The following is a 13,280-nucleotide window of genomic DNA, read 5'->3' as shown; positions in this document are numbered from 1 at the left end:
GCTGGCGCCGGCCAGTTGGGGTGAGATGCGGCCACCTGGACGAAGGCCCGCTTCCGGACGCGTCGTCGTGCTCGCCTGTCTGCACTAACTCCGCGCGCGCCGGACGCGGGCCGCCGTGAGGCTGTGGGCACATGTGCTCCCGCCGGCGACCCGGCGAACGACGAAGAAGGTTCTTCCTGTGCGCCTGTACCGAATAGCGCTCTGGGCCGTCGTGCCCATGACGCTCCCCCTGCTCGCCGTGCCCGCCGGAGTGACGGCGGCCCGCCCCGCCCGTGACCGCGCCCCCCAGCTGCCGCTGGCGGCGGGAAGGCTCGAAACGGCCGCCCGCCTGACCCGCGCCGAACGGTCGTTCCCCACGCTCGGCGCGATGCCGATGATCCCGCGCCGCACAGCCCCCCGGCCCGCCATCGTGCCCCGGGCCGGATGGAAGGCCGACGAGACCCTGCGCGACCCGTCCGCCCGGTACGCCGGCGGCGTCGGCGCGGTCTTCGTCCACCACACCGACACCCCCAACGACTACGCCTGCGCGGACGTCCCCGGCACCCTGCGCAACCTGTACACCGGCCAGACCCGTGACATGCACTGGGGCGACATGGGATACAACTTCCTGGTCGACCGGTGCGGCACCGTCTACGAAGGCCGCGCGGGCGGGGTCGACCGGGCCGTGATCGGCTCCCACACCCTCGGCTTCAACCGGGGCACCGCCGGAATCGCCGCCATCGGCACCTTCGGCCCGGGGAGCCCCGTCCCGGCCGCCATGGAACGTGCGATCGCGGCGCTCGCCGCCTGGAAGCTCGGCCTGAGCGGCGTCGACCCGCTGGGCAAGGCGCGGCTCACCTCCACCAACGACAACAGCCGCTACCCCAAGGGGACGTCGGCCTCGTTCGACGCGATATCCGGCCACCGCGACGGCTTCGCCACCAACTGCCCCGGCGAGGCGCTCTTCGCCCGGCTCCCCGCGATCCGCAGGCTCGCCGCCTCGCTCCAGACCAGGGCCGCCGCGGCCCTTGCCCCCGCGGCCCTTGCCCCCGCGACCCCCTCGGCCCGCTTGCCGGTCAGCGCCAGGTGACCCGCAACTCCCGTACGCCCGTGGGCCGGTGCGCGTCGGCCGAGACGACCGTCAGCCGGACCCAGCGGGCCACCGCTCCCGCCCGGTACGGCCGCCAGTGCCGCCGGTCGGCCGAGACCTCCAGGCGGGACGTGGCCGGATGCGGCTGTGCCCACTCCGGTACGGCCGAGGCCAGTGCGCCCGTCCGCCCCAGGTCCACCGTCAACGCGCCGGTCCGGCCGTCCGGGGACCAGACGGTGGCCGGGCTGCCGTCCACCGCCGCCGCCGCGTACAGCCCCGGGGCCTGGGAGTCCGCCGTCACGGGGCGGCAGCGGGCCGCGTCATTCGTCGCCGCGAGGTCCGGGCGGCGGGTCGGCAGCGTCAGCGTGCCGCTCAGCAGGCGGGGACCGGCGGGGGAGTGGACGGTGAAGGGGGTGCCGGAGGTCAGCCGGACCGTCGTCGTGCGCGGGCCGATCGCCACGTCGTACGTACGCCCCTGATAGCGCAGGCCGGTCAGTGTGACGCCGCGCCCCAGCTGTGGCGGCAGCAGCGGATCGAGCCGTACCCCGTCCTCCCGCAGCCGCAGCCCGGTCAGCCCGTGCGTGAAGACCTGGAGGAAACCGCCCTTGCCGGTCAGGAAGTCCTCGGCGGGCGAGCCCGACAGGGGGTCCTGGGCGCCCGCCTTGGCGCCCCGCGCCTCGCTGAACAGCGCGAACGGGCCACGGACGAACGGACGTACCGCGCGCTGGAGATAGGTGTACGTCGCACAGCCCGGCTCCCCGATCGCGGCCGCGTCGATCGCGTGCACCGAGTCGGTCATCGCCGGGCCGTCCGGGTCGGTGCGCGCCGCGTAGTAGTCGAGGGTGGCCGCGGCGGCGCCCGGCTCCATCGGCCACTCCAGCGGATAGATCAGCAGCACCGTGTCGGCCTGTTTGATCGTGGAACCGTCGTAGCCCGCGTACTGGAGGAACAGCTTGCGCGCCGGGTCGTACGGGATGCGCAGACCGTCCGCGACCCGCTGCCACGCGGCGGGTGCGGGATGGCCGAGCAGCCGGGCCGCGCGGGTGGCCGCACGCAGCGAGGTGGCCGCGACCGCGTTGGTGAAGACGCCGTCGGTGACGCCGTTGCTGTATTCGTCGGGGCCCGCGACCTCCTTCAGCGAGTAGCCGCCGTCCTCGTCGGCGGTGGCCCGCGAGACCCAGAAGTCGGCGGCCCCCGCCAGCAGCGGCCAGCCGCGCCCCTCCAGCCAGTCGCGGTCCCCGGTCGCCAGGTAGTACTGCCAGACGGCCAGCGCGACATCGCCCTGGAGGTGGATCTGGGTCACGCAGTGCGGCGGGTTCCAGCTCTGGCACTCGGACCACAGATCGCCCCGGCTCGCCCCGGTCCAGGGGTGGAACAGGCCCTGGAACCCCAGCTTCCGGGCGTTCTCGCGGGCGGCGCCCCGGGTGCGGTGGCGGTATTCGACGACGGATCGGGCCAGCTCGGGCCGGGTGACCAGCAGCCCCGGGTACATCCAGGTCTCGGCGTCCCAGAACACCATGCCCGCGTAGGCGTCGCTGGTCAGACCGGCCGGGGCGACACTGTCGCGGGCCCCGGCCCGGGTGGACGCCAGCAGCCCGTACTGGGCCGCCCGCAGCCACTTCTGGAGTCCGGGGCCGTCGGGGACGGTGACGTCGGCCGACCAGGCCCGCCGCCAGGCCGCCGCGTTCTGCCCGAGGACCCCCGACCAGCCCCGCCGGGCGGCCTGCCGGGCGGCGTCGCGTGCCGTGCTGCGCGGGTCGGCGGAGGTGAGCGCGGTGTCGACGCCGACGTACTTCTCGACGGTGTACGTGCGCCCGGCGCGCACCCGGTGCGTGCTCCGGGGCGTGAGCGCTACCCCGGAGCCGCCGGAGCGCACCTCCTGGGCGATCGCGCCCCGGACCCCGGTGCCCCGGGTACGGAAGGTGCCGTCGGCGGCGAGGTCGATCCGGCGCGCGCCGCGGGGGTCGAGACGGGCGGTGACGGTCGCGGTGCCGCTCCAGCGCGGAGTCAGGCGCAGCCGTACGGCACCGGTGTGCGCCGCGGACCGGTCGGTGAGCACCTCGTACACCAGGTCGGTGGCGTGCCCGTCGGCCGTGGTCCAGCGCAGCGCGGTACGCACCAGCCCGCAGCGCAGGAAGAGGGTCTGGCGGTAGTGCGAGATCCGCCCGGCCGGTGTGGCCGGGCCGTAGGTCTCCTTGCCGACGCGCAGGTCCAGATCGGTCCAGGACGGCAGCGCGGCGACCACCTCGCGGCCCGCGGCGAGAGCCGGTTCGCGGCCGAACAGCCCGGAGACGAAGGCGCCGTCGTAGCGCGGGGTGTACAGCGGCCAGCCGGTCGTCCCTCCCGGGGCGGCGTACCCGGCTCCGGCGGCGGGCACCCGGTGGCCCAGGTACCCGTTGCCCGTGTACGGGTCGTGACCGGCCGCCGCGCCGTACCGGGTGGATGCCAGCGCCCAGGCGGGGTCGGTGTCCTGGCCGCAGGCGGGGACCGCCGCCGGGGCGGGCGGTGGCGCCGCCCGGGTGACGGGGGCCGGGGAGGCGGCGAGCAGGGCGCCCGCGAGCAGCGGTGTGAGGCAGGCGAGGGCGGTGCGGAGACGGAGACGGATACGCGGGAGGCTCACCGTACGACCGTAGAAAGCGGCCCCCGCCCGGCGGTGCGCGGCGCGCGGGGTGAACGGGCGACAGGCCCTCGTCGGGCGGTGGGTTCGTGCTGGGCTGTGGGCTGGTTGCCGGGCGGTGGGTTCGTGCCGGGCTGTGGGCCGGTCGTCAGGCCGTGAGTCCGGGCCGCGGGCCCGGCCGCCCCGGGCCGCTCCGGCCGGTCAGGCGGCGAGGCCGGTCTTCAGACCCGCGCCGCACAGCGGGACCACGACGCTCCGGTCCGTCCAGCCGCCGACCGCCGCCCAGCAGGCGACGCCCGTCGTCTCGACGTAGAAGCCGCGCGCGGCCAGATCCAGCTGGGCGGCACGGATCTGGTCCTCGGTCACCGTGAGGAAGGTGCCGCCCGACTCCCGGACCGCGGCCAGGACGGCCCCGGCGCGCGGCGGGCGGGGGATCGCGATGCCCTCGGCGAGGGTGGCGGCGGCCGGGCCCGCCGGGGCGTCGGGCAGCCCGTCGGCGCCCGCCCGGAAGGCGGCGGCCAGCGGGGAGACCGCCTCGGCCTGGACGGCGATCAGCGCGGGCCGCTGGTCGATCAGCCCCCGGGCGTGCAGCTCGGCGGTGGCCAGGGCCGCGCCCAGGAGCAGGGTGCCGTTGCCGACCGGTACGGCGATGGCGTCGGGCAGCTGCCCGCCGAGGTCCTCCCACAGCTCGTACACATAGGTCTTCGTGCCGTGCAGGAAGTACGGGTTGAAGACGTGCGAGGCGTAGAAGGTGCCGGGGACGTCGGCGGCGGCGCGGGCGGCGGCCGCGGTCGCCTCGCGGCCGCCCGGGACGATCTCCGTACGGGCGCCGTGGGCCCGGATCTGCTCGGTCTTCTTCGGGGAGGTGCCCTCGGGGACGTACACCGTGCAGGGCAGCGAGGCGCGGGCGCAGTACGCGGCGACGGCCGTACCGGCGTTGCCGCTGCTGTCCGCGACGACGCGCTCCGGCGCGAGGCGGCGGGCCAGCTCCACCAGCATCACCGCGCCCCGGTCCTTGAAGGAGAGCGTCGGCATCAGGAAGTCGAGCTTGGCCGAGACCGTCCCGGTGAGCGCGACGAGCGGGGTGCGTCCCTCTCCGAGGCTCGTCGCGGGCGCGGAGAGCGGCAGCACCTCCTCGTAACGCCACAGTGAATTGACGCGCCCGGTAAGCGAGTTGAGCGAGAGCGTGCCGGTGGGCTCGTACGCGAGGTCCCAGGGACCTCGGCAGGCGGGGCAGCACCAGGTGAGAGCGGTGGTCTCGGCCCGGGTGCCGTCCCGCGGGCAGGTGTAGGAGGGCATGCGATCAGCATGTCAGGCGTGTGACCGAGCCGTGGCGAAGGTATTGCGGAGCCCGGCGCACCCTTGTGCGATTCCCAAGAATCGGTCAATCTTTCGCTGTCGACGGGGACTTGGGCAGCGCGGCGGCCGCATCAGTGGTTTGTCATGCCCATGTCTATCTTTGTCTGGCAGCGCTCCGTCTCGACGCACGTGATCCCCCACCTGAGCACCGCAATCGAGGAGGCCCCCACATGTCAGTGACGCGTCACACCCCCTTCGCCCGCCGAAGACTCGCCGCGGCGAGTGTGGTGGCGGGTGCCGCCCTGGCGCTGTCCGGCGCGGCGGTCTTCCCCGCCACGGCGTCCGGACCCGCCACCGAGGGCCAGATCCTGAACGCCGGTGCCCCGGGCGCCATCAGCGGCAGCTACATCGTCACGCTCGACGAGTCGGAGGCCCGCGCGGGCTCCGCGAAGGGGCGGGCGCTCGCCGAGGAGTACGGCGCCACGATCAAGAAGACCTACCGCACCGCGCTCAACGGCTACGCGGTGGAGCTCTCCGAGGCCCAGGCGAAGAAGTTCGCCGCCGACCCGGCCGTCGAGTCCGTGGTGCAGAACCGGACCTTCCACGCCACCGGCACCCAGACCTCGCCGCCCTCCTGGGGACTCGACCGGATCGACCAGAAGCCCCTTCCGCTGAACCAGAGCTACACCTACCCGGACCACGGTGGCGCGGGCGTCACCGCGTACATCATCGACACCGGGGTGCGGATCAGCCACAGCGACTTCGGCGGCCGGGCCTCCAACGGCTACGACGCCATCGACAACGACAACGTCGCGCAGGACGGCAACGGCCACGGCACGCACGTGGCGGGCACCGTCGCCGGTACGTCGTACGGCGTGGCCAAGAAGGCGAAGATCGTCGCCGTCCGGGTCCTCGACAACAGCGGCTCGGGCACGACCGCGCAGGTCGTCGCGGGCATCGACTGGGTGACCGCGAACGCGGTCAAGCCCGCGGTGGCCAACATGAGCCTGGGCGGCGGGGCGGACCCGGTGCTCGACGCCGCGGTGCGCAAGTCCATCGCGTCCGGGGTGACCTACGCCGTCGCGGCGGGCAACGAGTCCACCGACGCCTCCACCAAGTCCCCGGCGCGCGTCGCCGAGGCCATCACGGTCGGCTCGACCACCAGCACCGACGCCCGGTCCAGTTTCTCCAACTACGGAACCATCCTGGACATCTTCGCCCCCGGCTCGTCGATCACGTCGTCCTGGAACACCAGCGACAGCGCCACCAACACCATCTCCGGTACGTCGATGGCGAGCCCGCACGTGGCCGGTGCCGCCGCGCTCTACCTGGCCGACCACCCGGGCGAGAGCCCGGCGCAGGTCTCCGCCGGACTGGTCGCCGCCGCCAGCACCGGAGTGGTCACCAGTCCGGGCACGGGCTCCCCGAACCGCCTGCTGAACGTCGGCAGCGGCTCCACCACCCCGCCGACCGGCAAGAAGTTCGAGAGCACCACGAGCTACAGCATCGGTGACTACACCACCGTCGAGTCGCCGATCGCCGTCAGCGGGGTCACCGGGAACGCTCCGTCCGCGCTGAGCGTGCCGGTGGACATCACCCACACCTACAGCGGCGACCTGAAGATCGACCTGGTCGCGCCCGACGGTTCGGTCTACAGCCTGAAGGCGTCCGGGACCGGCGGCAGCGCCGACGACGTGAAGACCACCTACTCGGTCAACGCGTCCTCGGAGGTCGCCAACGGCACCTGGAAGCTCCGGGTCAGCGACAACGCGGGCGGCGACACCGGGCGGCTCAACTCCTGGGGTCTTCAGTTCTGACCGTACGGGTACCGGTGACGACGCGTCCCTCGTGACGCGTTCATGATGCGCAGAACAGGTGGGGCGGCTGCTGAGGCGGCCGTCCCACTGCCGTGCGGGCGGCCCCGCGCGGCGGCCCGCGCCGGACCGGGGGCGGCCGTGCTGAACCGCGGACGGGTGCCGCCCGTGCAGAGGGCGGGAACTCTCCGGTGGCCGGTGCCCGGTGGTGGCACCCGCTGACCGGTGGCCGGACCCGCGGGCCCGGGGCGGGGCCTGGACGGGGTGCGTGCGGACATGCGCGGACGGGGAGTGAATCATCACTTCGGGTGAATCTCTGGCCTATGCTTGCGGTCCACAACCGACGGTTGTCAATCTGTTGCAGTCCGTCAACCTGTTGGGAGTGGCCTGTGGCTTTCGGTGAGCAGCCCGCCTATCTGCGCGTCGCCGGCGATCTGCGGGAGAAGATCGTCAACGGTTCGCTGCCGCCGCATACGCGTCTGCCTTCGCAGGCCCGTATCCGCGAGGAGTACGGCGTCTCGGACACCGTCGCGCTGGAGGCGCGGAAGGTGCTGATGGCCGAGGGGCTGGTCGAGGGCCGTTCCGGCTCCGGGACGTATGTGCGCGACCGCCCCGTCCCCCGGCGGATCGCCCGCTCCGGCTACCGCTCGGCGGCCGGGGCCAGCCCGTTCCGCCAGGAGCAGACGGCGGAGGGGGTGCACGGGACGTGGGAGTCCCGCAGTGAGCAGGAGGCGGCGAATGCCGAGATCGCCGGGCGCCTGGGCGTCGAGCCCGGCGACCGGGTGATGCGGACGGCGTACACCTTCCGTGAGGCCGGGGAGCCGATGATGCTCTCCACCTCCTGGGAGCCGCTCGCCGTGACCGGGCGTACGCCGGTGATGCTGCCGGAGGAGGGTCCGCTGGGCGGCTGCGGGGTGGTCGACCGGATGGCCGCGATCGACATCGTCGTGGACAACGTGGCCGAGCAGGTCGGCGCACGCCCGGGGCTGGCGGAGGAGCTCCTGGTGCTCGGCGGTGTGCCGGGCCACGTGGTCATGGTGATCGAGCGGACGTACTACGCCTCGGGGCGCGCGGTCGAGACGGCGGACGTGGTGGTGCCCGCCGACCGCTTCCGGGTCGCGTACCACCTCCCGGTCCGGTGAGCCGCCGTTCGCCGTGACGGGCCATTGCTTGTCATGGCCCGGACGCAAGGCTCGCAAGAAGGGGCGCATCCAGCTGGATGCGCCCCTTCTTGCGCCCTCCCGCGGTCCGTCTCCCGTTCGCCGTCCATCCCCTTCGCGCCTTCCTGCCCGGTCTCCTTCCCGGTCTCCTTCTCGGCCTTCTTCCTGACCTTCTCGGCCTGATCGGTGCCTCTTTGTGTAATTACGTATCCGTTGAGTGAAGGTCAGGCGTACGCTCGCGCATATGCGTACTGCGGTTTCCTGGGGATCCTTAGTGAGGTGCACGATGTTCGTGGGAGGGGCGCGATCCGGGGGAGGGGCGCGATGAGCGACAGCGGCGCGACTCTCTCCTGGCTGCTCATACGGCAGGACGACAACGGCAATCGCTACCGCGTCGGCCACTTCGCCACGCAGGGCGAGGCCCAGGCGATCGCCGACAAGCTCGACGGCCGCGGGCACAAGCAGCTCTACTGGGTCGAGCGCGTCGAGCGCGGCCCCCGCGCGTAATCCCCGCACTTCCGTCCTCCGTCCTCCGTCGTCTGTCCTCTGTCCTCCGTTCTTCGTTTTCCGCTTTTCGCTCTCCGCCGGGAGCCCCCGGCGTCCGCCGGAGGTCCGCCGCCTCGTTAGGGTCCTTGCGACCGGGCGGAACGAACGAAGGCGGAGTGATGTCGGGCCTGATCGACACGGTGGCGTGGGTGCGGGTGGAGGACGGCAGGATCCTCTGCGCCCGATCACGGGGGAAGGACGTGTTCTACATCCCCGGCGGCAAGCGCGAGGGGCGGGAGACCGACCTCCAGACCCTGTCGCGCGAGGTCGAGGAAGAGCTGAGCGTGGCCATCCTCCCCGCCACGGTGTCCCCGATGGGCACGTACGAGGCACAGGCGCACGGCCATCCCGACGGTGTGGTCGTGCGCATGAGCTGTTACGCCGCCGATTACCGGGGAACGCTGACGGTCAGCAGCGAGATCGAGGAGATGGCCTGGTTCTCCTACGCCGACCGGCCGCTCGTCCCGCCGGTCGACCAGCTCCTGTTCGACGACCTGAGGGCCTCGGGCGTGCTGCGCTGACCCGCCGGTGGCCTCGGGCGCGCTGTGCCGGACCCGGCGCCGACGCCCGGCTGAAGGCCGGACGGGGGCCGGACGGAGGCCGGACAGGTGGTCGGGACGACAGTCGGGACGGGCGGTCGGGACGGGCGGTCGGGGCGGGGCCGACGCCATGGCGGCGGCGCGTGCCGGGGCCCCGTGCGCCCTCCCCGCCCTGCTCACCTGTTCGTGTGCGCGGCCATACACCCGTACGCCCCACGTGTCGTTCCTAGCGGTAATTCATCCTGATTATCGGGTATGTGCTGAATAGTCCTCGCACACGGAACGTACCCGCTGCTGGTCTTGGGAAGTGGTCGGCGTGATCGACACCGAAGGCGACGTCGCCGAGTGGATCTTCCCGGCTGAGCCGGGCACCGCGCGATCCGCCCGGCATGCCGTCCACGGCGCGCTGAGCGACTGGGGGCTCGACAGGGCCATCGGGGACATGACGGTTCTGCTGGTCAGCGAGCTGGTCACCAACTCGATGCGGTATACATCCGGACCCATTGGCGTACGGTTGGTGCGTCCCCAGCCCGACGGAGAAACCGCCGCCGCCCACCCCGGCCTGCTGGTGGAGGTCTCCGATCCGCTTCCGGATCCGCCCACCGAACGTATGGCGGGACCGGAGGACGAAGGGGGCAGGGGGCTCCAGCTGGTGGCGTGTTCCGCCCGGCGCTGGGGGACCAGGCGGGGAAAGAGCGGCAAGACCGTGTGGTTCGAGCTGGCTCTGCCTGGTTAGGAGTGGGGTGGGACGGACTGCGATCACGGCTCGGCCGGAAGTGGGCTGAAAGGGACTGAGACCGTGCTGTGATCGTGAACGCCGTGTCGGTTGGGGCCGGAGTGCTGAATACTGCGGGCAGGACCGGTCCGGTGTGTGAGCTGGAGGGGACGGTCGCGTGAGCGAAATACCTGGGACAGCGGGCGACATCGTGTGGCAGAGCAGCCCGCCTGGCTCGATCTACGACTACATCAGGGTCGCCTCCTTCTCGATCGGCCCCGACGGCCGGATCGAGCAGTGGAGCCGCCGGGCAGCCGGCCTGTTCGGCATGGGCGCCGACAAGGCGGTCGGAATGGATCCGGTCGACGTCTTCATGCCCGCCGCGCTGCGCACCGACGGGCGGCGCCGGATCGCCGAGATCCTCGACGGCAAGGAGTGGACGGGCCTGGTCCCCTTCCGGATGCCGGGCGAGACCTCCGTGCACGGGCTCGCCGAGATCTATGTGATGCCGAGCGAGACGGCGAGCGGGGAGCGGGCCGCACTCTGCATCGTCGTGGACGTCCGGGCGCTGCGCCACATCGAGACGGACCTGGCGGCCTCGCAGGCCATCTTCGGCCAATCGCCCTTCGGGTTCGTGCTGTTCGGTACGGACCTGGCGGTCGTCCGCGCCAACCAGCGGTTCGCCACCGTCTTCGGCGGCCGGGCCGAGGACCACCGGGGCCGCCGGGTCGGGGACTACCTCCCCGGCCCCGAGGCCGACCGGCTCACCGCCACCATCCAGCGCGTCCTGGAGACCGGGGCCTCCGTCACCGACCTCCAGCTCGTCGGCACCGCGCCCGGCGGACCGGGCAGCCGCCACTGGTCCATGAACCTCTACCGGGTGCACTCCGGCTCGGGCCGCCCCGTCGGCGTCGCCGGACTCGCCACCGACGTGACCCGCCGCCACATCGCCGCCCGTGAGGCCGCCAGCGCCCGCCGCAACCTCGCCCTGCTCAACGAGGCCAGCGCCCGCATCGGCAACTCCCTCGACCTGGAGACCACCGCCCGCGAACTCCTCGACGTGGCCGTGCCCGGCTTCTGCGACCTCGCCTCCGTCGACCTCTACCAGGGGCTGCTGACCGGCGACGACGCACCGCCGGGCAGCTGGGACTCGCTGCGCCAGGAATCCGTCGGCGGCTCCGCCGAACTGCGCCGGGTCGCCCTGGCCAGCGCGGTGGCGGACGTGCTGCCCGAGGACGACGCGGAGAGCGGCTCGCCCGACCTGGGCTCCGTACACCGCTTCGCGTTCAGCTCACCGTGCGCCGTCGCCCTGCGCACCGGCCGGGTCGAGGACGTGCCCGGCGACGACCGGGGCTTCGTCCAGTCCACGCTCGCCGTGCCGATGGTCGCCCACGACACCGTCGTCGGCCTCGTGCAGTTCTCCCGTACGAAGGGCAGCGAACCCTTCGGGGAGCGGGACCGGGGGCTGGCCACCGAACTGGCCGCCCGCGCCGCCGTCTGCATCGACAACGCCCGCCTCTACCGGCGCGAGCACGAACGGGCGCTGATCCTCCAGCGCAGCCTGCTGCCACCCGGTGACCCGGTCGCCGCGGGCCTCGACATCGCCTGCCGCTACCTCCCCGGCAACACGGCCACCGAGGTGGGCGGCGACTGGTTCGACGTGATCGAGCTGCCCGGCCACCGCACCGCGCTCGTCGTCGGCGATGTGATGGGGCGCGGGCTGAGGGCCGCGGTGGCCATGGGCGAACTGCGCACCGCCGTACGGACCCTGGCCCTGCTGGACCTGGAACCCGCCGAAGTGCTCTCCGCGCTCGACGAGGTGGCCCGCGGGCTCGGCACCCCCGGCGGGGGCGCGTCCGGCGGCGGCTCCCAGTGGCCCTCCCGGGCCGCCCACAAGTCCCGCGAGGCCGACCTCTCCGAGGTCTACCTGGCGACCTGCGTGTACGCGGTCTACGACCCGGTCACCCGGCGGTGCACCTTCGCCAACGCGGGGCACCTGCCGCCCGCCGTGGTCGAACCGGGCGGGCGGGCCCGGCTGCTCGACGTCCCGCCCGGGATGCCGCTCGGCGTCGGCGGCGAACCCTTCGAGGAGGTCGAGGTGGACCTCAAGGAGGGCTCCCTGCTCGCCCTCTACACCGACGGGCTCGTCGAATCCCGCGACCACCCGCTCGACGAGGGCCTCGACGCCCTGCGCGGCGCGCTGGTCGAGCCGGAACGGCCGGTCGAGGAGCTCTGCGACCACGTACTGACCACGCTCGACACCCGGCACGGCGAGGACGACATCGCCCTGCTGATGGCCCGAATCCAGGGACTGCCCGCCGAGGCGGTCGGCGACTGGCGGCTGCCCCGCGAGCCCCGCTCCGTGGGCCGCGCCCGGGAACTGGCCCGTGACCGGCTGCTCGCCTGGGGCCTGGACGACCTGGTGGACACCACCGAACTGCTGGTCAGCGAGCTCGTCACCAACGCCCTGCGGTACGGGGAGGGCGAGATCAGGCTCCGGCTGCTGCGCGACCGCACCCTGGTCTGCGAGGTGTGGGACGCCGGACTCGTCCAGCCCCGGCGGCGGCGGGCCCGCGACACCGACGAGGGCGGGCGCGGGCTCCAGCTGGTCGGACTGCTCAGCGTGGCCTGGGGGTCCAGGCGGACCCCGCGCGGCAAGACCGTCTGGTTCGAACTGGCCCTGCCCGACGGGGAACCGGCCGTCGAGCTCTCGGTCGACCAGCTGCTCAGCATGTACTGAACGGCGTACGCGGGCAACGGGCGGCCGGGGTCACGAGGCGGTCTTCAACGCGGCCAGCCGGGCTTCGATCTCGGCACGGTCGCCCAGGGCGTCCAGCTGCTCGAACTGGGCGTCCAGGGACGAGGCGGCCAGCTCCTGCTTGCCCGTCGCGCGGGCCTCCTCGCGCCGCACCTTGTCCTCGAAACGGCCGATCTCGCTGGTCGGGTCGAGGACGTCGACGCTTCTGACCGCGTCCATCATGCGGTTCTGCGCCTCGGCGGACTTGGCGCGGGCCACCAGCTCGTCCCGCTTGGCCCTCAGCTCCGACAGCTTCTCCTTCATCCGGTCCAGGCCGGACTTCAGCCGGTCCACCACCCCGGTCTGCGCGGCGATGGTCGGCTCCGCGGCCTTCGCCTCCTGCTCCGAGCGGAGCTGGCGGCCGAGCGCGACCTTGGCGAGGTTGTCGAACCGGTCCGCCTCGGCCACCGAGCCCGCCGCCCGCAGCTCGTCGGCCTTCCGGCTCGCGGACAGGGCCTTGCCGCCCCACTCCGCCGCCGCCGCCATGTCCTCCCGGTGGTCCTGCTCCATGAGGCGCAGGTTTCCGATGGTCGCGGCGACCGCCTGCTCCGCCTCCGCGATGTTGGTGGTGTAGTCGCGGATCAGCTGGTCCAGCATCTTCTGCGGATCCTCGGCCTGGTCGAGCAGTGCGTTGATGTTGGCCTTCGCCAGCTGGGTGACCCGGCCGAGAATGGTCTGCTTGGACATCGACGTCTCCTTGTGAGTCCTGTGTGGGTGAGTGGTG

Annotated in this window: 10 protein-coding genes; 7 read left to right on the top strand and 3 right to left on the bottom strand. The window is 73.1% G+C overall.

Annotated elements, in window-relative coordinates; translation table 11 throughout:
* Positions 1 to 178: 178 nt before the first annotated feature.
* Complete coding sequence (locus tag ACFVWY_RS02445) at positions 179 to 1,069, top strand: peptidoglycan recognition protein (RefSeq protein ID WP_389866469.1); 891 nt, start codon at positions 179 to 181, stop codon at positions 1,067 to 1,069.
* Here the strand turns inward: ACFVWY_RS02445 and ACFVWY_RS02440 are convergent.
* Complete coding sequence (locus tag ACFVWY_RS02440) at positions 1,056 to 3,689, bottom strand: glycosyl hydrolase family 65 protein (RefSeq protein ID WP_389866467.1); 2,634 nt, start codon at positions 3,687 to 3,689, stop codon at positions 1,056 to 1,058. The two genes, ACFVWY_RS02445 and ACFVWY_RS02440, sit on opposite strands and share 14 nt — an antisense overlap.
* Positions 3,690 to 3,887: 198 nt before the next feature.
* Positions 3,888 to 4,985 carry a threonine synthase gene (locus ACFVWY_RS02435; protein WP_389866464.1) on the bottom strand — a complete coding sequence of 366 codons (1,098 nt, stop codon included), beginning with the start codon at positions 4,983 to 4,985 and terminating at the stop codon, positions 3,888 to 3,890.
* A gap of 230 nt (positions 4,986 to 5,215) precedes the next feature.
* Between ACFVWY_RS02435 and ACFVWY_RS02430 the strand changes: the two genes are divergently transcribed.
* The 6 genes from ACFVWY_RS02430 (at position 5,216) to ACFVWY_RS02405 (ending at position 12,499) form a co-directional block, all read left to right on the top strand.
* Positions 5,216 to 6,802 carry a S8 family serine peptidase gene (locus ACFVWY_RS02430; protein WP_389866462.1) on the top strand — a complete coding sequence of 529 codons (1,587 nt, stop codon included), beginning with the start codon at positions 5,216 to 5,218 and terminating at the stop codon, positions 6,800 to 6,802.
* Positions 6,803 to 7,188: 386 nt separating this feature from the next.
* Positions 7,189 to 7,941, top strand: coding sequence for a GntR family transcriptional regulator (locus ACFVWY_RS02425; RefSeq protein WP_389866460.1), 753 nt, complete (start codon positions 7,189 to 7,191; stop codon positions 7,939 to 7,941).
* A 342-nt stretch (positions 7,942 to 8,283) separates the two neighbouring features.
* Positions 8,284 to 8,466: an SPOR domain-containing protein gene (locus tag ACFVWY_RS02420; RefSeq protein WP_389866459.1), complete on the top strand. Its 183-nt coding sequence runs from the start codon at positions 8,284 to 8,286 to the stop codon at positions 8,464 to 8,466.
* 158 nt (positions 8,467 to 8,624) lie between these two features.
* On the top strand, positions 8,625 to 9,026 hold the full coding sequence (locus ACFVWY_RS02415; RefSeq protein WP_389866457.1) for an NUDIX domain-containing protein: 402 nt from the start codon (positions 8,625 to 8,627) through the stop codon (positions 9,024 to 9,026).
* Between the two features lie 325 nt (positions 9,027 to 9,351).
* Entirely contained in the window at positions 9,352 to 9,780 is a 429-nt protein-coding gene (locus ACFVWY_RS02410; RefSeq protein WP_389866456.1) for an ATP-binding protein, read from the top strand.
* A 190-nt stretch (positions 9,781 to 9,970) separates the two neighbouring features.
* Entirely contained in the window at positions 9,971 to 12,499 is a 2,529-nt protein-coding gene (locus ACFVWY_RS02405) for a SpoIIE family protein phosphatase (RefSeq protein ID WP_389867083.1), read from the top strand.
* 30 nt (positions 12,500 to 12,529) lie between these two features.
* On the opposite strand, the gene ACFVWY_RS02400 is transcribed toward ACFVWY_RS02405, so the two are convergent.
* Positions 12,530 to 13,243 (bottom strand): PspA/IM30 family protein, encoded by a 714-nt coding sequence (locus tag ACFVWY_RS02400; protein WP_389866453.1) that lies wholly within the window; start codon positions 13,241 to 13,243, stop codon positions 12,530 to 12,532.
* Positions 13,244 to 13,280: the final 37 nt, after the last annotated feature.

Origin of the sequence: Streptomyces sp. NPDC058195 (genome assembly GCF_042883525.1) — a bacterium.
In the GTDB taxonomy this organism is placed as follows: domain Bacteria; phylum Actinomycetota; class Actinomycetes; order Streptomycetales; family Streptomycetaceae; genus Streptomyces.
The sequence above is the reverse complement of the archived record's forward strand: the minus strand, read 5'-3'. Positions and strand labels throughout refer to the sequence as shown.